The following is a 19,648-nucleotide window of genomic DNA, read 5'->3' as shown; positions in this document are numbered from 1 at the left end:
CATGCGCACCTTCCTCGACCTGATCGCCTTCCTGCGGGAAAACTACTCGCACGAGATTACCCGCTCGCTGCTGCTGATCCTGACGCTGTTGATCATCCGCATCGTAGTCGACCGGCTGCTGGCGGCGAATCAGGGCGTGCCGGTCGAGGAGCGCCGCCGCTGGTCGATCAACACCCGCAACGGCCTGTTTCTTACCGGACTGGCAGGCATCGGCTTCATCTGGGCCAATGAGCTGCAGACGCTGGCCGTTTCCATGCTGGCCTTCGCCGCCGCGCTGATCCTGGCCACCAAGGAGCTGATCATGTGCCTGTCCGGCGGCGTCGTCCGCCAGATGTCCAACAGCTACGGCCTGGGCGATCATATCGAGTTGGGCGCGGTGCGCGGCCGCGTGGTCGACATCGGCCTGTTGTCGACCACCGTGATGGAAATCGGCCCCAATCACAGCTCGCATCAAATGACCGGCCGCGCGCTGACCTTCCCCAACAGCCTGCTGCTGTCAACGCCGGTGATACGGGAAAACTATATGGGCGAATACGTGATGCACATCATCAATGTGCCGCTCGCCTACATCGTGCCGCCAGTCCAGGCCGAGCGCCTGCTGATGGCGGCCGCGGAAAACACCTGCCTGCCGCATATGGAATTGGCGCGCCAGCACATGGAAGAAATGGCCAAACGCTACCTGGTGGACATCCCGTCGGTGGAGCCGCGCATTTCCATTCAGCCAGTCGACGAAAAGCGCTATCAGTTGATCTTGCGCATCGCCATTCCCGCCCGCGAAAGGCAACGTATCGAACAGGCCATCCTGCATCAGTTCATGGGCGCCTGCTATCCGGCAGCCGCCGACTAAGAAATAGAGTAAGAACTCCAAACATCGTATACAATTGCGCTACGCGAAGCCCTCACCAGCCGGTGCCTCATGAGTAAAACCAGAATCAAAACCTACGACCGCATCATCCAGGAAAGCCTCAAGCTGTTTAACGAACAGGGCGAGCGCAGCATCACCACCAACCATATCGCAGCCCACCTGGGCATCAGCCCGGGCAATCTGTATTACCATTTCCGCAATAAAGAGGAAATCGTATATCAGATTTTCATAATGTACAGGGAGTTCATTAACCAGCGTCTGGCCGTGCCGGAAGACCGCAAAATGACGGTCGATGATCTGGTCAACTATCTGGACACCGCCTTCCTGGCCATGTGGCAGTTCCGCTTCATGTTCTACGATTTGCCCGGCCTACTGGCTCGCAATCCGCAGATGCAGTCCGAGTACCATCAGTTCGTCAACACCGAGCTGAAGAACATACTGGGCGAACACTTCCGCGAATTCATCCGCCTGGGACTGTTGAAAATGGATGAAGAGGATATCGAGGCGGTCAGCATCAATATCTGGCTGGTAGTGAAATTCTGGTTCGCCTTCGAGCAGACATCCCGCCCCAAGGCGCCCATCACCGAGGAGTCCGGCCACCGCGGTGTCCTGCAGGTGCTAGCCCTGCTCAAGCCCTATGTGCAGCCGGAATACATGCACGCCTTCCGGTCTTTGTACGAAAGACACACTGCGCAAAAAGCGTCATGACCAAAACAGCAAAGCCACCCCAAGGTGGCTTTGCTGTTTATGCTTTACCGCATGCGTCAGGCCGCCTGAGCCGCCCCCGGCACCAGGTAGTCACCCAGTTCGCCGGCAGCCAGCAGCTCGCGCAAATAATTGCCCGGCTTGGTGCCGATGTATTCAAGCTGACGCCCGCCCTGCCGCGCCACCGCGCCATCCGCGCACACTTCCATCTCCGCCTCCAGATTCCACAGCGTCGACGGCGCATCCGGGTCCACAGGCTCCAACGACACAGTCAAACGGAAGCGGCCATCGCGGGAATACACATCCAGCAATCCCAGCAGCCCCAAGTTGTTGCGGACATCGGCATCGTCCGCATCAAAAGCACCTGCAGTCAAAGCCTGCAGCACCAACACTTCAGGAAAAGTTGTAGTCATGGCTCTACCCCGAGGGTTCCCCCTCATAAACAAGCTATTGGATTATTGTGACTGCATCGCGCAAGGCTTGTGGCCCAGGCTCGGCAATCCGACATTCACTGATGTCTACCCTCATCATGCGGACAATTGCCTGCCGAGACAATGCCCGCCTAGGGAAAACCCATACTCAAGGGATTAGAACTGTACTTTTGGACACTGGCGGCATGGCGCGCATGTCACACCCGAAACCAATAAATGACAAAAGCAATAAAAATTGACAAAGAAATTCAGTTTATTTACTTAGCGACGCGCGTAAAAAAACCCGGCTAGCCGGGTTTTTTCCATCGTTACGCGACAAGGCCTCAGACCAGCACCTTGGCGATCGCCGACGCCACGTAATCGACATTCTTGCTGTTCAGCGCAGCCAGGCAGATCCGTCCGGTGGAAACGGCATAGATGCCGAACTCTTCGCGCAAACGCTCGACTTGCGCCGCGGTCAGGCCGGTATACGAGAACATGCCGCGCTGCGCCGTGATGAACGAGAAATCGGCGGCCACGCCATGCGTCTTGATCGCTTCCAGCAAGGCCACGCGCATGGCGCGGATGCGGTCTCGCATGCCGGCCAGCTCTTCCTCCCACTGGCGACGCAGTTCCGGACTGGACAGCACCGCCGCCACAATGGCCGCGCCATGGATAGGCGGATTGGAATAGTTGGTGCGGATCACTCGCTTGAGCTGCGACAGCACGCGAGACGACTCATCCTTGCCGGACGTTACGATGGACAAGGCGCCCACGCGCTCGCCATACAGCGAGAAGCTCTTGGAGAAGGAACTGGCGATGAAGAATTGCAGGCCGGACACAGCGAACAGGCGAACCGCCAGCGCATCGGCGTCGATGCCGTCGGCGAAGCCTTGATAAGCCATGTCCAGGAACGGCACCAGGCCGCGCTCGCGGCAAACGGACACCACTTCTTCCCATTGCGCGGCGGACAGATCGGCGCCGGTCGGATTGTGGCAGCAGGCGTGCAGCACGATGACGGAGCCGGCGGCCAGCGATGCCAGACGCGCCTTCATCGCGGCGAAATCGACGCCGCGCGTGGCCGCCTCGTAGTACGGATAGTTTTCCACTTCAAAGCCGGCCGACTCGAACAAGGCGCGATGGTTCTCCCACGACGGGTCGCTGATGTAAACCTTGGCAGCAGGGTTCAGCCGCTTCAGGAAGTCCGCGCCTATCTTCAAGGCACCGGTGCCACCCAAGGCCTGCGCGGTCACCACCCGGCCAGCCGACAGCAGCTCGCTGTCGGCGCCGAACAGCAGCTTCTGCACCGCCGCGTCGTAAGCCGCGGAGCCTTCGATAGGCTGATAGCCGCGCGCGGGCAGCGCCTCCAGCCTGGCCTTCTCCGCCGCCTGCACCGCCGCCAGCAGCGGAATCTTGCCGTCATCGTTGGAATAGACGCCCACGCCAAGATTCACCTTGGTGCTGCGGGCATCGGCATTGAAGGCTTCATTCAGACCAAGAATGGGGTCGCGGGGCGCCAGCTCCACGCCGGCGAAGATCGAAGAGGTCATATCAGACTCCATGAATTTGCAGATGGGCCGACACGCTTCAGTCGACCATGAAAAACGGATTGCGTTGTTGCCTTTCGAAGGCACGTTGTTCGCTGTCGAACAACAGTCTAACACGGCCAGGGCCGGCGCCGACAGGCCCGACGCCTGGCCAGCGCGGCAGGATATTGCGCCACTCGGCGTCCAAATCGCCTATGATGGCAAGATCGACAAGCAAAAAGCCCTATCCGTCGTCATCCTGCCGATTTTACGCCACATGGAGACAAACATGAGAAAAGGCATTCTGTTGTTCTGGCCCTCATTCATCATCGCCGTGCTCGCAACCGTCGTCTTCTACTCCGTATTCGGCCCTGCCGAACTCACCCTGCATGGACACCCGTTATTCGCCGACAAGCTGACGGCCTATTCCGTATTCATGCTGATCAGCTGGGCCTTCGGCGCGCTGAACACCTCCATCGTGCTGCTGCTGGAGAAAAGCGCCCGCGACATCAACGGCTTCGCGCCTCCGCCCGTCATCAGCGGCGACGAAGACGGCTCCCCGACTTGAATCCGCCAGAAAAAAGGCCGGACTGCATGGTCCGGCCCTTGTTTTTTAGAACACTTTCAAGCCCTTCAACATCACCACCAGAATCAAGGCCGGCGATACGAAGCGCAACACGATGAACAGCACCCGGAGCAAGCCCTCGTTATTCAGTTTGCCGCCATTGCTCAACGCGTCGCGGAAGCGGTCATAGCCCCACACCCAGCCGGTGAACAGGCACAGGAAGATCCCGCCCAAGGGCATCAGCACATTCGATGTGACAAAGTCGAACAGATCGAACATGGTCATGCCGTGCAGCTTGAAATCCGCCGCCAGGCTATTGGACAAGGCGCAGCCCGAGCCCACCACGGCCAACAGCAGCAGATTGATCACGGTCGCCTTGACGCGGCTGATGCCGAAACGCTCGCTCAGCACCGATACCGGCACCTCCAGAATGGACAGCATCGCGCCGGTGGCGGCAATCGCCGTCAGCACAAAAAACACCACCATGAAGACGTGGCCCAGCGGCATGCTGGCGAACACCGCCGGAATGGTGATGAACAGCAGCGACGGCCCCGCCGCCGGCTGGAAGCCAAAAGCGAATACCGCCGGGAAGATCGCGATGCCGGCCAGCAAGGACACGAACAAGTCGGCGCACATCACGCGGAAGGTAGTGGCCGGGATGTTCTGATCGTCGCGGAAATAACTGCCGTAGGTGATCATGGTGCCCATGCCGATGGACAGCTTGAAGAAGGCCAAACCCACCGCCGTCAGCACCACGCCGGCGCTGATCTTGGAAAAATCAGGCGTAAACAGGAAGGCCAAGCCTTGGCTGGCGCCCGGCAGCATCAAACTGCGCACGCCTATCACCACCAGCAGCACGAACAGCAGCGGCATCAGCTTCTTGGTTACCGCCTCAATGCCTTTGGAAACGCCCAATAGCAGAATGCCGCCGATCAACGCCAGCACCAGCCACTGCCACAGCAGCGACTGCACCGGATCGGAAATCAAGGCGGTGAATGCGCCCGACGTCACCTTGGGATCGCGCGACAGGATATCGCCGCCAATGGCCTTGAAGATGTAGGCGAACACCCAGGCCGCCACTTCGGAATAGAAGGCCATGATCAGGAAGGCGGCAAACACGCCGAATGCCCCGATCAACCACCACGGCTGCCCCTTCGGGGCCAGCGTCGCCAACGTGGTCACCGCGTCGCGCTTGGCCTTGCGGCCCAGCATGATCTCGGAAATCATCACCGGCAAGCCGACCACCAGCGTGGCCAGCACATACACCACCAAGAAACCTGCTCCGCCATTGGTGCCGGTCAGATATGGGAATTTCCAGATATTGCCCAGACCGACCGCTGACCCCAAGGTGGCCGCAAGCACGCCGAAGCTGGAAGTGAATCCGTCACGCGCCTTGGCCGCTCCACCCGATTTTGTTTTGTCCTGACTCATTGTTTTTCTCTCTACCACCTAAGAAAGAAGCCCGCGCGGAGGTCGTCCGGGCGGGCTCTCATTGACCTTCGATACTACAAGGCCGGGATTTTGAGGCCTAACGCAGCTCCAGGCAAAACTTTTTTTGAGTCTATTTGATCAGCTTGCTAGTCAACGCTCCCAGCCAGTCGAAGCAGGCCGATAACTGGGTCTTCTCTATATACTCGTCCGGTCGATGCGCTTGTTCTATCGAGCCCGGCCCCAGCACCACGCATGGCATGCCCGCCTGGCTGAACAACCCCGCCTCGGTGGTGTAAGCCACCCCTGCGCCGCCCTCGCAACCGCACAGGCTGGCCACGTAATGGCGTATTTCCGAAGCCGGGTCGGACTCGAATGCCGGGCTATACACCACAGGCTCGATCACGATGTCCGCCTCCGGCGCGACCTGACGCATCTCCACCAGCAGCGTCTCGGCATAATCCGCTACCGAGGCGACCAAGCGTTGCGGCTCGTCGCCGGGCAGCCAGCGGCACTCGAACATGAATTCGCAATCTGCCGGCACGATATTGCACGCCACGCCGCCATGGATCAACCCTGTCTGCATGGTGGTGAACGGCACATCGTACAGCGGCTGCTGATGGCCGAACGCGGCTTCGGCGTCGGCCAGCTTGCGGACATGGGTGATCAGCCTGGCGGCGTATTCGATGGCGTTGACCCCATGCGGCGTCAACGAGGAGTGCGCGGCGCGCCCCTTCACCTTGCAACGGTAATGGGCAATGCCCTTGTGCGCGATGACCGGACGCATCGAAGTGGGTTCGCCGACCAGGCAGCCGGCAATCGACTCGCCATCGGCAAGCAGCCCATCGATCAGCCTCCCCACGCCGAGGCAACCCACCTCCTCGTCGTAGGACAAGGCAATGCCTATGCCTTGCCTCAATCGGTCCTCATTCGCCAATTGCACAAACAAAGGCACCTGCGCCAGCACGCAGGCGATGAAGCCCTTCATATCCGCGCTGCCGCGGCCATAGAGCCGGCCATCGCCGCCATCGGTCAGTTCGAACGGCGGGTAGCGCCACTGCTGCCCATCAACCGGCACCACATCGCTATGCCCGGACAGCACGATCAACGGCAATCCCGGCTTGCCGATGCGCACGAACAGATTGGCCTTGCCGCCATCATCATCGTAGGTGAGCCTGCAGGCCAGACCAAAGCCGGCAAGATAAGCCTGCACCCACTCTATCAATTGCAGATTGGAGTGGCGGCTGGTGGTATCGAAACGGATCAGTTCGGCCAGCAACGGGACAACGGTTGGATTCATAGTCGGACTCGGCGAATTCTGGATATGGCGTTGCCGTTGAGTCTGCACCCAAGCCCGGCGGTCGGCAATAGCGGCGAATCATTCGCATCTGCGCCAAGAGCGGCCGCATAAAAATGCTTGTCAAATAGTCGAATATTGAATACAATCCGTTTTCTCTATGGCGGGCCTCCCCGCATTGCACGGTAGCGAACCTGGTCAGGTCCGGAAGGAAGCAGCCACAGTTACTTAGTGCAAGTGCCGGGGTTCAGGCTCGCCACCCCTCCCCCAGAATTACCCGTCAAGATGATTGCAGATTTGCGACAGTCAGGCGTCTTTTTTCGCCGACCTCGCAAAATCCCATTGTCCTTGACAATAAGATTGCGCTAACATTAGCAAAACTGAATTTTCAAATTCATGGAACTTCACTAATTTCCCTGCATCATAAATATTCCTGTTGGATTTTTTTTGCTATTTTTAGTAAGCAGGGCGAAGTCCTAAAAAATATTAGAACCATTTGTTTCAGATACGAGAGGAACACTCATGAAACTGTTTGAAAAGATCCCGAACCCGCGGGAAATCCGCCGCAAGCTCGGCCTGAATCAGCAAGAGTTCTGGAGCCGCATCGGCGTTACCCAGTCCGGCGGCTCCCGCTACGAAAGCGGCCGCAACATGCCGAAACCGGTACGCGAGCTGCTGCGCCTGGTTCACGTCGAGCAAATCGACCTGTCCAAGGTACGCCGCGAAGATTTCGAGATTGTGGAATACCTGAAGGAAACCCACCCCGATCTGTACAAGAGCCTGCGCAAAGCGGTTCGCACCAAGATCGAAGCTCAGGAAGGCGGCGCCGAAGCGGCCGCCAACTGATTGCCATAAATATAAGAGAAACAAAGCCGACGCGGCCTACCCGCGTCGGCTTTTTTGCCGCTTGACGCCGCCTACTCCCCGGCATAACGGACCAGCAATACCGGCACATCCGCCACCTTGAGCACGCCCTCAGCCACGCTGCCCATCAGCAAATGCATCAGTCCGCCCAAACCGTGCGTGCCCATCACGATCAGATCGGCGCCCCAGGCGCTGGCGTCATCGGCCAACACCAAGGCGATCTTGTCGCCCCAGCTCTCCAGAATCTGGCACTCCGACTCGACGCCCAGCGATCTCGCCCTCTCCACCGCCTGCTGCAGCACCTGCTCCCCGGCCTGCTTGATCGACTTCTGCAGCTCCGTCGCATCCAGGAACTCGGTACCGCCCCAGCCAAACTGCGCCAGATCGACAACATGAACCAGCCGAACCGTCGAAGCGAACGCCTTGGCGAGCTTGCAAGCTTCAATCAGCGCCATCATGGAGGTGTCGCTATCATCCACCGGCACAAAGATTTTCTGATACATGACATGCAGCTCCTATATGAATTTGGCTTACACTCCCAGTCTATCAAGACCCGCATCATGATGTTTGACACAGATTAGGTCTTATAGACATAAAGGCCATATCCGCCTCTCACCTTTTCAGTATACCAAGCCATGGCACGCATCAAACTTGAACTTCCAGAGCGCATGTTTTTCGAGACCACGCTGGACATCCGGATCAGCGACATCAACTACGCCGGCCATCTGGGCAACGACGCGGTGCTGCGGCTAGCCCACGAATCGCGGCTGCGTTGGCTGAAATCGCTCGGCTACCGGCATGAGCTGCAAGTGGAAGGACTGGGGCTGATCGTGGCGGACACCGCCATTTGCTACCGCGCCGAGGCCTTTCATGGCGATGCCTTGCGCTTTCGCCTCGGCGCCGACGACATCAACCGTCATGGTTTCGATCTGATTTATCAGGCAGTCGATGACAACAGCTGCAAAGAAGTGGCAAGATTGAAAACAGGTGTCGTCTTCTTCGATTATCAGACACGCAAAGTCGCCCTAATGCCGGAAGCCTTTACCGGAAAGCTTAGCCAATAGCAAATAAGGAATAGCGCCATGAGAAATTACTCGCCCAACAGCCCAGAGGCGATGGCCAGGCTCCTGGCCATGTTCATGATCACAGACGGCAATATGGACCCGCGCGAACTCGAGTTGCTGGAAAAGCTGCACGTCTACCACCTGATCAATCTGCCGCGCAAACAGTTTGCCCAAGTGCTGCGCGACTACTGCGACGACCTTTCCGACGAAGCCGGCGAAGACGGCTCCATCCGCCTGCTGGATCGCGAGCGGGTAGACAACCTGCTGGCCGAGGTTAGCGACCGGCGCAAGCGCATCCTGACCTGCGTGCTGGCGATGGACATCGCCAAATCCGACGGCACCATCAGCGACAGCGAAATGGCCCTGCTCAGCCACATGATGAAAAGCTGGAGCATCACGCTGGACGACCTGGAGCGCGAGTTCGCCCGCTGATCCGCATGCCCGGGGCGCCTGCCTTGCAGCCGCGCCCCTTTCTCTCACCCATTGCCATAGTTGACTCAATGAATACCCGTTTTACTGGCACCGAACGCTATATCGCCACCGACGACCTGATGATGGCCGTCAATGCCTCCATCGCCCTGCAACGCCCGCTGCTGATCAAGGGCGAGCCCGGCACCGGCAAAACCATGCTGGCCGAAGAAGTCGCCACCAGCCTGGGCCGGGAGCTGATCGTCTGGCCGATCAAGTCCACCACCAAGGCGCAGCACGGCCTGTACGAATACGATGCCGTGTCGCGGCTGCGCGATTCGCAGCTGGGCGACCCGAAAGTCCACGACATCGCCAACTACATCGTCAAGGGCAAGCTGTGGCAGGCCTTCGAAGCCGATCAAGCGCCAGTGCTGCTGATCGACGAAATCGACAAGGCGGACATCGAGTTTCCCAACGACCTGCTGCGCGAACTCGATCAGATGGAATTCTTCGTTCACGAGACGCAGCGATTCGTGCGCGCCAAACAACGCCCCATCATCATCATCACCTCCAACAATGAGAAGGAGCTGCCGGACGCCTTCCTGCGCCGTTGTTTCTTCCACTACATCCGCTTCCCGGACGCCGAGACGATGCAATCCATCGTCGACGCCCACTTCCCCAACATCCGCCAGCAGCTGGTGCAGCAGGCGCTGGAAGTGTTCTTCTCCATCCGCGAGCTGCCGGGCCTGAAAAAGAAACCCACCACCTCAGAGCTGCTGGACTGGCTGAAATTACTGACCGGCGAAGCCATCAGCGAAACCGAGCTTGCCGCGCGGCAGGAGCGCAACGCGCCGCCGCCGCTTGCCGGCGCGCTGCTGAAGAACGAACAGGATCTGCAATTGTTTGATCGACTGATGCAGATGGCGCGGTTGCGGCGCTGACATGCGCGACGACATCGCCCGCTTCATCGACCACCTGACCGTCGCCGGCCGCAGCCCGCACACACTGGCGGGCTATCGCGCCGATCTGGAAACGCTGACCGGCCAGTTGCAGCCCAAAATCCTGGCCGAAGCCCAAGCAACGGACTTGCGCAAAGCATTGGCGCAACAACATGCCCGCGGCCTGGGCAGCCGCAGCCTGGCGCGACGGCTTTCCGCTTGGCGCCAATTCTATCAATGGCTACAGCAAAGCGGACAACGCGAAGACAACCCCGCCAGCGCCTTGCGCGCGCCGAAACGCGACAAGCTGCTGCCCAAGGCGCTGCCGGTCGATGGCGCGGCGGCGCTGCTGGACAGGATGGAAGGCGATGACGAACTGGATGCGCGGGACCGCGCCATCTTCGAGCTGATCTACAGCTGCGGGCTACGCCTGTCGGAAACAGTGGGCCTGAATCTGCAAGACGTGGATTTCTCCGATCAGCTATTGCGGATTCGCGGCAAAGGCGGCAAGGAAAGACTGGCGCCGATAGGCGCGGAAGCGATGCGCCGGCTGCAAGCATGGCTGGCGCAACGCCAGGCAGCCATAGACGAGCCGGCGCTATTCACCGGCCGCCACGGCCGCCGCCTGGGCGGCCGCCAGATAGAAAAACGGTTGCGCGACTGGGCCATCAAAACCGGCGCCAGCCAGCATGTCCATCCGCACATGCTGCGCCACTCCTTCGCTTCCCACCTGCTGCAGTCCTCAGGTGATCTGCGGGCAGTGCAGGAGCTGCTGGGCCACGCCAACCTGTCCAGCACGCAAATCTACACCGCGCTCGACTTCCAGCATCTGGCCAAGGTCTATGACCAGGCGCACCCCCGGGCGCGGCAAGCGCCCGCCAAACCCGACACCGACGAAGACAATTAAGCCGCTCGCGCGTGGCCATGGATGCGCTGCAGCAGCCGCGCCAACGCTTCTTCCACAGTTTGCCGCCGGACGGCTTCGCGGTCGCCGCCAAAGTGGCAACTCCAGGCCTCCGTCTGCCCCCCGGGATGGGCGATGGCCAGCCAGACCAGGCCCACCGGCTTTTCCGGCGAACCGCCATCCGGCCCGGCAATGCCGGAAACCGCCACAGCCCAGTCGGCATCGGCCAGCGTCTGCACGCCGATGGCCATTTCCCGCACCACCCGTTCGCTGACCGCGCCGTGATCCATCAACGACGACGCCTGTACGCCCAGCAACTGCTGTTTGGCCTGATTGCCGTAGCTGACCACGCCATGACTGAACCAGGCAGAGCTGCCCGGAATGTCGGTGATGGCGGCGGCGATCAGTCCGCCCGTGCAGGACTCGGCCGTAGCGATGCTTTCGCCGCGTCCGAGCAGCAGCGCGCCGAGGTCGGCGGCCAGTTGTCTGCTATTTGCCATGTCGTTCTCTGTAGTGCCTGATCAGGCCGTTGGTGGAGCAGTCGTGCGACAGCGCGCCGGTGTCGCCGGATAGTTCCGGCAGGATGCGCCTGGCCAGCTGCTTGCCGTACTCCACCCCCCACTGATCAAACGAGTTGATGCCCCAGATCACCCCCTGCACAAACACCTTGTGCTCATACAAAGCCATCAGCATGCCCAGGGCATAGGGCGTGACTTTGTCCAGCGCCAGCGTGTTGGAGGGCTGGTTGCCCGGAAACAGTTTCTGCGGCAGCAGCATGTCCAATGCCTCGCCCGATAAATGCCCCAGCTCCTGCATCACCTCGGCCTCGCTCTTGCCGCGCATCAAGGCCTCGGTCTGCGCCAGGCAGTTGGCCACCAGCACATCGTGCTGATTGCCCAGCGGATAATGGCTGTTCAGCGGCAGAATGAAGTCGCACGGCACCAAGCGCGTGCCCTGGTGTAGCAGTTGGAAAAAGGCATGCTGGCTGTTGGCGCCCTCCTCGCCCCAGATCACCGGCCCGGTGTCGAAATCCAGCACCTCGCCGCAGCGCCCCACCCGCTTGCCGTTGGACTCCATATCCAGTTGCTGGATGTGGGCCGGCAAGCGCCGCAAGCCATGATCGTAGGGCATGATGGCATGAGTATGCGCCCGATAGAAGGTGTTGTACCAGATGCCGATGAGCGCCAGCAGCACCGGCATATTGGCCTCGAACGGCGACTCGAAGAAGTGCCGGTCCATGGCGTGACCGCCGTCGAGAAAGGCCCGGAAATGGTCGTAGCCTACCGACAGCATCACCGGCAAGCCGATGGCGGACCACACCGAGTAGCGTCCCCCCACCCAATCCCAGAAGCCAAACATATGCTGCGGATCGATGCCGAAAGCCCGCACCGCCGGCTCATTGGTGGACACGGCCACGAAATGGCGGGCGATATCGGCCTCCGTCCCCGCCTGCAGGAACCAGCCGCGCGCGGCCTGGGCGTTCAGCAGCGTTTCCGGCGTGGTGAACGATTTGGAAGCCACGATGAACAACGTGGTGGCTGGATGCAGCTTCTCCAGCGTCCGCGCCAGATGCTGGCCATCGACATTCGACACGAAATGGACATTCAACTCCGGATGCGCATAGGCGGACAAGCTTTCCTTGACCACCAGCGGCCCCAGATCCGAGCCGCCGATGCCAAGATTCACCACATCCCGAATCCTTTGGCCGTCAAAACCCAGCCAAGCGCCGTCGCGCACCTTGTCGCTGAAATCGCGCATCCGCCGCAGCACCCGATGCACATCCGCCACCACATCCTGGCCATCCACCACCAGGCTGGCGTCTTCCGGCAGGCGCAGCGCGGTATGCAGCACGGCGCGGTCTTCGCTGATATTGATGCGCGCGCCATCGCGCATCCGCTCCATCCAGCCTTTCAGATCCGCCGCCCGGGCCAGATCGAACAGCAACTCCAGCGTGCGCTCGGTGATCCGGTTCTTGGAATAATCGAGCAACAAGCCGTCCAACTCCAACGAGAAGCGCTGGAAGCGGTTCGGGTCCAGTTGAAACAGTTCGCGCATATGCATCTGGCGCGTCGCCCGCTGATGCTGATGCAGCTTGGCCCAGGTTGGCGTGCTATTGATGTCGATGTGGCGGTGTGCGGCCATGTTTTCTGCCGATGGAATATCAAGAATGGAAAAAAAGGCTGGCCCAAGGGCCGGCCCCTCACCGATGGCTTGCCTCGCGCTTATAGCTTGAGGAAATGTTCGCGGTAGTAGCGCATCTCCTCGATAGACTCGAGGATGTCCGCCAACGCTTCATGCTTGCCGCGCTTGACCACGCCCTTGGCCACTTCCGGCTTCCAGCGCTTGCACAGCTCTTTCAGGGTGGATACGTCCAGATTGCGATAGTGGAAGTAAGCCTCCAGCTTGGGCATCCAGCGCGCCATAAAGCGGCGGTCTTGATGAATGGTGTTGCCGCACATCGGCGTGGTCCGTTCGGGCACATACTGCATCATGAACTCGAGCAGCGCCTGCTCCGCCTCGGCCTCGCTGACCGCGGAGTTTTTCACCTTCTCGATCAGCCCGCTCTTGCCGTGCGTGTTCTTGTTCCAGTCATCCATCGCGTCCAGCACGGCGTCCGGCTGGTGGATCACCAGCACGGGCGACTCGGCCACCACATTCAGCTGGCTGTCGGTGACGATCATCGCCACTTCGATGATGCGATCGGTATCCGGATTCAGGCCCGTCATTTCCATGTCGAGCCAGATGAGGTTATTGGTATCTTGTGCCATACTAGCCAATCTTGAGAAAACCCTGCCATTTTCCTTCATTGCCGCCGCGGCGGCAAACCCGACACCCATATCGATACCCATGACCGACGCATTTTCCCTACTGTTCGCCTGCGCGCTGGCGTTGACGTTGAGTCTGAAACTGTGGCTGGGCGGACGACACATCCGCCATATCGCCCGCCACCGCAAGCAGGTGCCCGCGGCCTTCCGCGACAGCATCACCCTGGAGCAGCACAGCCATGCCGCCGATTACACCATCGCCAAGACCCGGCTCGGCCTGCTGTCGGCCTGGCTGGACACCGCGCTGATCGCCGGCTTGACTTTCGGCGGCGGCCTGCAATGGCTGGCCGTCCACACGCTGCAATGGTTTGCCCAGCCGCTGCTGTCCGGCCTGGCGCTGATCGCCGCCGTTACCGTGATCAGCGGCCTGGTTTCGCTGCCGCTGAGCCTGTACGGCACATTCGGCATCGAGGCCCGCTTCGGCTTCAACAAGACGACAATCGATCTCTACCTGATGGATCAGGTCAAGGGACTGCTGATCGGCGCCCTCATCGGCCTGCCGCTGGTGACCCTGGTGTTGTGGCTGATGGACATTTCCGGGCCGCTATGGTGGCTGTGGGTGTGGTTGGTGTGGTCGGCTTTCCAGTTGCTGATGGTGGCCATCTTCCCCACGGTGATCGCCCCGCTGTTCAACAAGTTCCAGCCGCTGCAGGACGATGCGCTGAAGACGCGCATCGAGTCGTTGCTGCAAAGAGCCGGCTTCAAGAGCCAGGGCGTGTTCGTCATGGACGGCTCGCGCCGCTCCAGCCATGGCAATGCCTATTTCACCGGCTTTGGTTCCGCCAAGCGCATCGTGTTCTTCGACACCTTACTGTCGCAGCTCAGCCACGCCGAGATCGAGGCCGTCCTGGCGCATGAGCTGGGCCACTTCAAACGCCGCCACATCGTCAAGCGCATCGCCATGGCCTTTGGCCTGTCGCTGGCGCTGCTGTGGGCGCTGGGCCAACTGCTGCACGCGCCGTGGTTCTACGCCGGACTCGGCGTCACCGTGCCGAGCACCGCGATGGCGCTGATCCTGTTCTTCACCGCAACGCCGGCGTTCACCTTCCCGCTGACGCCGCTGTCCAGCCGCATGTCGCGCCGGCATGAATACGAGGCGGACGATTTCGCCTCGGAACAGACCCGCGCCGACGATCTGATCGGCGCTCTGGTCAAACTGTACCGCGACAACGCGTCCACGCTGACGCCGGACCCTATCCACTCCATGTTCTATGATTCGCACCCGCCCGCCGCGCTGCGCATCCAACATCTGAAAGGAAACCACGCATGAATCTGCTGGAATTGTCCTGCACCCCGCAACACGGCCAGAGCCCGCTGGCTGACAACACGGTCAAGCAACTGCTGTCCTCGCTGCCGGAATGGCAGATCGCCGGCATCGAGCTGAACAAGACCTATCGTTTCGCCAACTACCATGAAACGATGGCCTTTGTGAACGCGCTGGCCTGGATCGCCCATCAGGAAGACCATCATCCGGATCTGTCAGTCCATTACAACCGAGTCGTCGTGAACTTCAGCACTCACGATGCCGGCGGGCTGACACTGAACGACTTCATCTGCGCAGCCAAGACCGAAGCCTTGATCAAGCGCCCATGACAGCCAGCGTTGGTCAAATCATCCGCAGCCACGGCCGTCGCTTCATCGTTGAAGCCAACGGCCAAACCTATGACTGCACCACCCGCGGCAAGCGCGTCGACTACGCTTGCGGCGATATCGTGGACATCCTGGTACAGAACCAGGAACAGGCGGTGATCGAGCGCTCTCACGAGCGGCGCAGCCTGCTATACCGCCAGGACGACTGGAAGACCAAGGTCATCGCGGCCAACGTCACGCGCATCCTGTTCGTCATCGCCGCCGTGCCCTCGCCGAATGAGGAGCTGCTGTGCCGCTGCCTGATCGCGGCCGAGGCCGGAGACATCGAGCCTGTCATCGTCGTCAATAAATGCGACCTGCCGGAAACCGCCGCGCTGCTGGAAAAATTGCAACTGTATGTGAAACTTGGATACAAGCTGGTTACACTGTCGGCCAAACAGGACTTCACCCCGCTGAAACCCTTGCTGCAAGGGCAGACCAGCGTTTTGGTCGGGCAATCCGGAATGGGTAAGTCCACCCTGACCAATGCCCTGCTGCCTGAGGCCAACGCCCGCATTGGCGACATCTCCACCGCGCTGGATTCCGGTCGTCATACCACCACCCACGCCACGCTTTACCACCTGGACGAAAGCAGCCATCTGATTGATTCGCCCGGCCTGCAAGAATTTGGCTTGAAGCACCTTAAAGCAGTTGATCTGACTCATTATTTCCCGGAGCTGCGCAGGTATATTGGACAGTGCCGTTTCCATAACTGCACGCACCGGGTCGAACCTAATTGTGCGATCATGAATGCCGCGGAAAAAGGCGAGATTGCGGCGCATAGACTGGGCTTATTGCAGCGTTTGACGCAGGAGCTGTCGAAAGCGCCTTTGTAAATAAGCAAGCACACACTTCTTATTTACTTTTTATATCGCGCTAAATATTCTGTAAGAAAAGGGGTTCAGTATTACGCAAGCATAAACTCAACACCAAAAGAGGAGCCAGCATCATGACGAAAAAAATCGCGCTAGTCACCGGCGGCATGGGCGGTATCGGAACCGCCATTTGCAAGACTCTGGCCGAAACCGGCCACACCGTAGTCACCACCTATAGCAAATCAGGCCGTGAACAAGCCTGGCTGGCCGACATGAAAGGCCTGGGCTTCACCGACATCCACTGCTACCAGTGCGACGTTGCCGATTTCGCCGCCTGCCAGTCCATGGTGGCGCGCATCGTCAAGGATCTCGGCCCGGTTTCCATTCTGGTCAACAACGCCGGCATCACCCGCGACGCCAGCTTCAAGAAGCAGACCAAGGACGACTGGGACGCCGTCATCCGCACCAATCTGGATTCGGTGTTCAACATGACCAAGCCGGTGCTGGACGGCATGCTGGAAGCCGGTTTCGGCCGCATCATCAATATCTCGTCCATCAATGGCCAGAAAGGCCAGTTTGGCCAGACCAACTACTCCGCGGCCAAGGCCGGCATGCACGGCTTCACCATGGCCCTGGCGCAGGAAGTCGCCAAGAAGGGCGTGACAGTCAACACCATCTCCCCGGGCTACATCGCCACCGAAATGGTCATGGCGGTGCCGGAAGACGTGCGCAACAAGATCATCGCGCAGATTCCGGTCGGCCGTCTTGGCAAGCCGGAGGAGATCGCCGCGCTGGTCGGCTTCCTCAGCTCCGAACACGCCGGCTTCATCACCGGCAGCAATATCGCGATGAACGGCGGCCAACACATGATGTAAGTCCGCCAAGGCTCCGCACACTGACACGCCGCCCGGCCCAGGGCGGCGTTTTCTTTTTGGCCAACCCGTGTATGCTATTGCCTTCCCCAACCCGAATGCGCAATACCCATGGCAGAAAATCTGATCATCGAAGGCGACAACAAGGAAGACAAGTACCGGACGCTGCTGCCGCAGGCGCACGCCCTGATTGATGGCGAAACCGACGTCATCGCCGCGCTGGCCAACCTATCCTCCGCCCTGGCCATGACTTTTGGCTGGTTATGGACCGGCTTCTATCTGGTCAAGGGCGAGCAATTGGTGCTCGGCCCCTTCCAGGGGCCGATCGCCTGCACCCGAATCCCGCATGGCCGCGGCGTTTGCGGCAGCGCCTGGGCGCAGAACCGCACGCAGCTGGTGGAGGACGTGGACGCCTTCCCCGGCCATATCGCCTGCTCATCCAGCGCCCGCTCCGAAGTGGTGGTGCCCGTGCGCGACGCCTCCGGCAAAGTGGTGGCGGTGCTGGATATCGACTCCGACCAATTGGCCAGTTTCGATCAGATCGATGCCGACTATCTGGAACGCATCGTAGCGCCGCTGGGCGCCTTATTCCCGGCCTGACACGCCGCCACGATAATGAAACAGGCCCGCCAGCAGCGGGCCTGTTTCATCGCATGGATCGCTCCGCGATTATTTCTGGATATCCAGCAACTCCACCTCGAAGTACAGATCGGTATTCGGCGGAATCGCGCCTGGAGCGCCGCGGCTGCCGTAAGCGGTGGCCGCCGGGCAGAACAGCTTGGCCTTGCTGCCCACGGTCAAGGCGCTGACGCCCTGCGTCCAGCACGGAATCACCCGATTCAGCGGGAAGCTGATCGGGCCGCCATTCTTGTACGAGCTGTCGAACTCGCGTCCATCCTTGAATGTGCCGCGATAGTTGACCTTGACGGTATCGGTGGGCTTGGGCTTGACGCCCTTGCCCTGGCTCAGGATTTCGACCGTGACGCCAGACGGCAAGGTCTGCGTAGCTGCGGCCTGGGCCGATGCGGCGAGCGCCAGCAGCGCCAGAGCGGGAACAATGCGGTTCAGCAACATAACTCCTTCATCGGGAAAAATATAAGAACACCGCCAGCCACCGCTAGCGGTACTGAATCGTGCCGGATTCGGCCAGATCCTCCAGCAGGCGTTCGACGCTGGCGCCCGGCATGATGAACGGGTTCAGCACGGGCAAGGACGAGTGGCGCAGCAGGATGGAGGCGTTCAACTGATCCAACGCCACCTCGGCCATGCTCCAATTGGCGAATTTGCGCTGCTCGATTTCCGCGAACGACAACAAGGTCAGCGAATGATGGCGGGCGTCGCGCGCCAGCTTCAGATACAGACGGCTGACATGGACCCTGCTGCCCTCCAGCACCTGCACGAACACATCCTTGCTGTAACACAGGAGGCCGGTGATGCCCAACGGCGGATTATACTTGCGCGCCGCTAGCAGAATATCATCCACCAGCGCCTGTTCTATCGGTTGTTGCGCCCGGCTGCAGTAAATCAGGCGAACCAGCATGGCCATGCTCCTCGATCATTTATGCATCAGCGACAGGAATTCCCGGCGCAGCGTGGCATCCGTCAGGAACGATCCTCGCATCACGCTATTGGTCATTTTGCTATTGCTGTCCTTCACGCCGCGCCAGTGCATGCAGAAGTGGTCGGCCTCCATCACGATGGCCAGGCCATTAGGCTGCAGCTTGCGCATCAGCAGGTCGGCGATTTGCGAAACCGCCTCTTCCTGTATTTGCGGGCGGGACATCACCCACTCGATCAGCCTGGCGTATTTCGACAAGCCGATCAGATTGGAATTCTCGTTCGGCATCACCCCTACCCACACCCGGCCGATGATGGGGCACAGGTGATGGGAGCAGGCGCTGCGCACGGTCACCGGCCCAACGATCATCAATTCGTTCAAGCGCTCCACATTGGGAAACTCGGTGCTGGGCGGCATCGGCACATAACGACCGCGGAACACTTCGCGCACAAACATCTTGGCCACGCGCTTGGCCGTCTCATGCGTGTTGTGATCATGCTCGATGTCGATGACCAGGCTCTCCAACACTGTTTTCAATTTAGCCTGGACTTCGTCTTGTAGCGCATCGAGTTCGCCGTCTTCGATATAGTCGGCGATATTATCGTTAGCATGGAAACGCGCGCCGGCCTCTTGCAAACGGTAGCGAATCTTTTGGGAAACGGATTCCGGCTGGTTCTGCTTGTCGGTTTTGCTCATTGTTGATTATTAGTTCGCAAGAAAATGGAAATCATTTCGAATATACACCAATCACCCATGGCGGAAGATAGCATCGGGCCTGAATTCTTCATAGCCAGCTTGGCATAGTGAGCCGATGGTAGTGCAGCTGATGACGGCATGCAAACCTCGCCATCCGCAACCCGCATCCACGGCTACGCCAGCGGCTTTCTCCCGGGCAACTCGCTCAAAACGTCAATGCTATATAAGTAGACCGCGAACATCAACAAAATGATTTGGCATGAACAGTCCTTGACGCGC

General features: G+C 59.9%; 24 protein-coding genes and 1 other RNA gene. 14 read left to right on the top strand and 11 right to left on the bottom strand.

Going from position 1 to position 19,648, the window contains the following annotated elements; translation table 11 throughout:
• Position 1 precedes the first annotated feature (1 nt).
• Both QUG01_RS07745 and QUG01_RS07740 read left to right on the top strand, forming a co-directional pair.
• The gene (locus tag QUG01_RS07745) at positions 2-847 is read left to right on the top strand and encodes a mechanosensitive ion channel domain-containing protein (protein ID WP_500829618.1); all 846 of its coding nucleotides are present in this window, start codon (positions 2-4) and stop codon (positions 845-847) included.
• Between the two features lie 69 nt (positions 848-916).
• Positions 917-1,573, top strand: a complete 657-nt coding sequence (locus QUG01_RS07740) for a TetR/AcrR family transcriptional regulator (protein ID WP_043625371.1) — start codon at positions 917-919, stop codon at positions 1,571-1,573.
• 56 nt (positions 1,574-1,629) lie between these two features.
• On the opposite strand, the gene QUG01_RS07735 is transcribed toward QUG01_RS07740, so the two are convergent.
• Positions 1,630-1,983, bottom strand: a complete 354-nt coding sequence (locus tag QUG01_RS07735) for a hypothetical protein (protein ID WP_500829617.1) — start codon at positions 1,981-1,983, stop codon at positions 1,630-1,632.
• Positions 1,984-2,324: 341 nt separating this feature from the next.
• Positions 2,325-3,530 (bottom strand): amino acid aminotransferase, encoded by a 1,206-nt coding sequence (locus tag QUG01_RS07730; protein ID WP_500829616.1) that lies wholly within the window; start codon positions 3,528-3,530, stop codon positions 2,325-2,327.
• Between the two features lie 10 nt (positions 3,531-3,540).
• Between QUG01_RS07730 and QUG01_RS07725 the strand changes: the two genes are divergently transcribed.
• The gene (locus QUG01_RS07725; protein WP_500829615.1) at positions 3,541-4,074 is read left to right on the top strand and encodes a hypothetical protein; all 534 of its coding nucleotides are present in this window, start codon (positions 3,541-3,543) and stop codon (positions 4,072-4,074) included.
• Between the two features lie 45 nt (positions 4,075-4,119).
• Here the strand turns inward: QUG01_RS07725 and QUG01_RS07720 are convergent, their stop codons facing one another.
• On the bottom strand, positions 4,120-5,502 hold the full coding sequence (locus tag QUG01_RS07720) for a sodium-dependent transporter (protein ID WP_500829614.1): 1,383 nt from the start codon (positions 5,500-5,502) through the stop codon (positions 4,120-4,122).
• Positions 5,503-5,632: 130 nt separating this feature from the next.
• Positions 5,633-6,799 (bottom strand): acetylornithine deacetylase, encoded by a 1,167-nt coding sequence (argE, locus tag QUG01_RS07715; RefSeq protein ID WP_500829613.1) that lies wholly within the window; start codon positions 6,797-6,799, stop codon positions 5,633-5,635.
• A 159-nt stretch (positions 6,800-6,958) separates the two neighbouring features.
• On the opposite strand from argE, the gene ffs reads away from it, so the two are divergent.
• Both ffs and QUG01_RS07705 read left to right on the top strand, forming a co-directional pair.
• An RNA gene (gene ffs, locus QUG01_RS07710) (signal recognition particle sRNA small type) lies at positions 6,959-7,057 on the top strand.
• A gap of 261 nt (positions 7,058-7,318) precedes the next feature.
• Positions 7,319-7,642 carry a helix-turn-helix domain-containing protein gene (locus QUG01_RS07705; protein WP_043625385.1) on the top strand — a complete coding sequence of 108 codons (324 nt, stop codon included), beginning with the start codon at positions 7,319-7,321 and terminating at the stop codon, positions 7,640-7,642.
• A gap of 71 nt (positions 7,643-7,713) precedes the next feature.
• On the opposite strand, the gene QUG01_RS07700 is transcribed toward QUG01_RS07705, so the two are convergent.
• Positions 7,714-8,163 (bottom strand): universal stress protein, encoded by a 450-nt coding sequence (locus QUG01_RS07700; protein ID WP_071110580.1) that lies wholly within the window; start codon positions 8,161-8,163, stop codon positions 7,714-7,716.
• Positions 8,164-8,328: 165 nt separating this feature from the next.
• On the opposite strand from QUG01_RS07700, the gene QUG01_RS07695 reads away from it, so the two are divergent.
• From QUG01_RS07695 to xerC, 4 genes are all read left to right on the top strand, one after another.
• Positions 8,329-8,724: an acyl-CoA thioesterase gene (locus tag QUG01_RS07695; RefSeq protein WP_500829612.1), complete on the top strand. Its 396-nt coding sequence runs from the start codon at positions 8,329-8,331 to the stop codon at positions 8,722-8,724.
• An 18-nt stretch (positions 8,725-8,742) separates the two neighbouring features.
• Positions 8,743-9,156: a TerB family tellurite resistance protein gene (locus QUG01_RS07690; RefSeq protein WP_043625403.1), complete on the top strand. Its 414-nt coding sequence runs from the start codon at positions 8,743-8,745 to the stop codon at positions 9,154-9,156.
• A 68-nt stretch (positions 9,157-9,224) separates the two neighbouring features.
• Positions 9,225-10,073, top strand: coding sequence for an AAA family ATPase (locus tag QUG01_RS07685; protein ID WP_500829611.1), 849 nt, complete (start codon positions 9,225-9,227; stop codon positions 10,071-10,073).
• Between the two features lies 1 nt (position 10,074).
• Positions 10,075-10,977 carry a tyrosine recombinase XerC gene (gene xerC, locus QUG01_RS07680; protein ID WP_500829610.1) on the top strand — a complete coding sequence of 301 codons (903 nt, stop codon included), beginning with the start codon at positions 10,075-10,077 and terminating at the stop codon, positions 10,975-10,977.
• On the opposite strand, the gene QUG01_RS07675 is transcribed toward xerC, so the two are convergent.
• The 3 genes from QUG01_RS07675 to orn form a co-directional block, all read right to left on the bottom strand.
• On the bottom strand, positions 10,974-11,474 hold the full coding sequence (locus QUG01_RS07675; protein WP_500829609.1) for a CinA family protein: 501 nt from the start codon (positions 11,472-11,474) through the stop codon (positions 10,974-10,976). The two genes, xerC and QUG01_RS07675, sit on opposite strands and share 4 nt — an antisense overlap.
• Positions 11,464-13,116, bottom strand: coding sequence for a glucose-6-phosphate isomerase (gene pgi / locus QUG01_RS07670; RefSeq protein WP_500829608.1), 1,653 nt, complete (start codon positions 13,114-13,116; stop codon positions 11,464-11,466). Before pgi ends, QUG01_RS07675 begins: the two co-directional genes overlap by 11 nt.
• 80 nt (positions 13,117-13,196) lie before the next feature.
• On the bottom strand, positions 13,197-13,742 hold the full coding sequence (gene orn / locus QUG01_RS07665; RefSeq protein WP_500829607.1) for an oligoribonuclease: 546 nt from the start codon (positions 13,740-13,742) through the stop codon (positions 13,197-13,199).
• A gap of 79 nt (positions 13,743-13,821) precedes the next feature.
• Here orn and QUG01_RS07660 point away from each other — a divergent pair, with 79 nt between their 5' ends.
• The 5 genes from QUG01_RS07660 to QUG01_RS07640 all read left to right on the top strand — a co-directional run bounded on the left by QUG01_RS07660 (position 13,822) and on the right by QUG01_RS07640 (position 17,715).
• Positions 13,822-15,069: a M48 family metallopeptidase gene (locus QUG01_RS07660; protein WP_500829606.1), complete on the top strand. Its 1,248-nt coding sequence runs from the start codon at positions 13,822-13,824 to the stop codon at positions 15,067-15,069.
• On the top strand, positions 15,066-15,392 hold the full coding sequence (locus QUG01_RS07655) for a 4a-hydroxytetrahydrobiopterin dehydratase (protein WP_103320577.1): 327 nt from the start codon (positions 15,066-15,068) through the stop codon (positions 15,390-15,392). The genes QUG01_RS07660 and QUG01_RS07655 overlap by 4 nt, the downstream gene beginning before the upstream one ends.
• On the top strand, positions 15,389-16,264 hold the full coding sequence (gene rsgA, locus QUG01_RS07650) for a ribosome small subunit-dependent GTPase A (protein WP_500829605.1): 876 nt from the start codon (positions 15,389-15,391) through the stop codon (positions 16,262-16,264). Before QUG01_RS07655 ends, rsgA begins: the two co-directional genes overlap by 4 nt.
• Before the next feature lie 113 nt (positions 16,265-16,377).
• Positions 16,378-17,118 (top strand): beta-ketoacyl-ACP reductase, encoded by a 741-nt coding sequence (locus tag QUG01_RS07645; protein WP_043625426.1) that lies wholly within the window; start codon positions 16,378-16,380, stop codon positions 17,116-17,118.
• Positions 17,119-17,226: 108 nt separating this feature from the next.
• The gene (locus tag QUG01_RS07640; protein ID WP_500829604.1) at positions 17,227-17,715 is read left to right on the top strand and encodes a GAF domain-containing protein; all 489 of its coding nucleotides are present in this window, start codon (positions 17,227-17,229) and stop codon (positions 17,713-17,715) included.
• A gap of 69 nt (positions 17,716-17,784) precedes the next feature.
• On the opposite strand, the gene QUG01_RS07635 is transcribed toward QUG01_RS07640, so the two are convergent.
• Genes QUG01_RS07635 through folE form a run of 3 tightly spaced genes read right to left on the bottom strand, consistent with a single transcriptional unit; the run spans position 17,785 to position 19,369 of the window.
• On the bottom strand, positions 17,785-18,189 hold the full coding sequence (locus QUG01_RS07635) for an FKBP-type peptidyl-prolyl cis-trans isomerase (RefSeq protein ID WP_500829603.1): 405 nt from the start codon (positions 18,187-18,189) through the stop codon (positions 17,785-17,787).
• Positions 18,190-18,232: 43 nt separating this feature from the next.
• Positions 18,233-18,655 (bottom strand): BLUF domain-containing protein, encoded by a 423-nt coding sequence (locus QUG01_RS07630; protein ID WP_500829602.1) that lies wholly within the window; start codon positions 18,653-18,655, stop codon positions 18,233-18,235.
• Positions 18,656-18,670: 15 nt separating this feature from the next.
• On the bottom strand, positions 18,671-19,369 hold the full coding sequence (gene folE / locus QUG01_RS07625) for a GTP cyclohydrolase I (RefSeq protein WP_103320574.1): 699 nt from the start codon (positions 19,367-19,369) through the stop codon (positions 18,671-18,673).
• Positions 19,370-19,648 lie beyond the last annotated feature (279 nt).

This window comes from Chromobacterium sp. CCUG 76385, from assembly GCF_059916625.1.
Note: the sequence above shows the minus strand (reverse complement) of the source record. Positions and strands in the feature narration are given on the sequence as shown.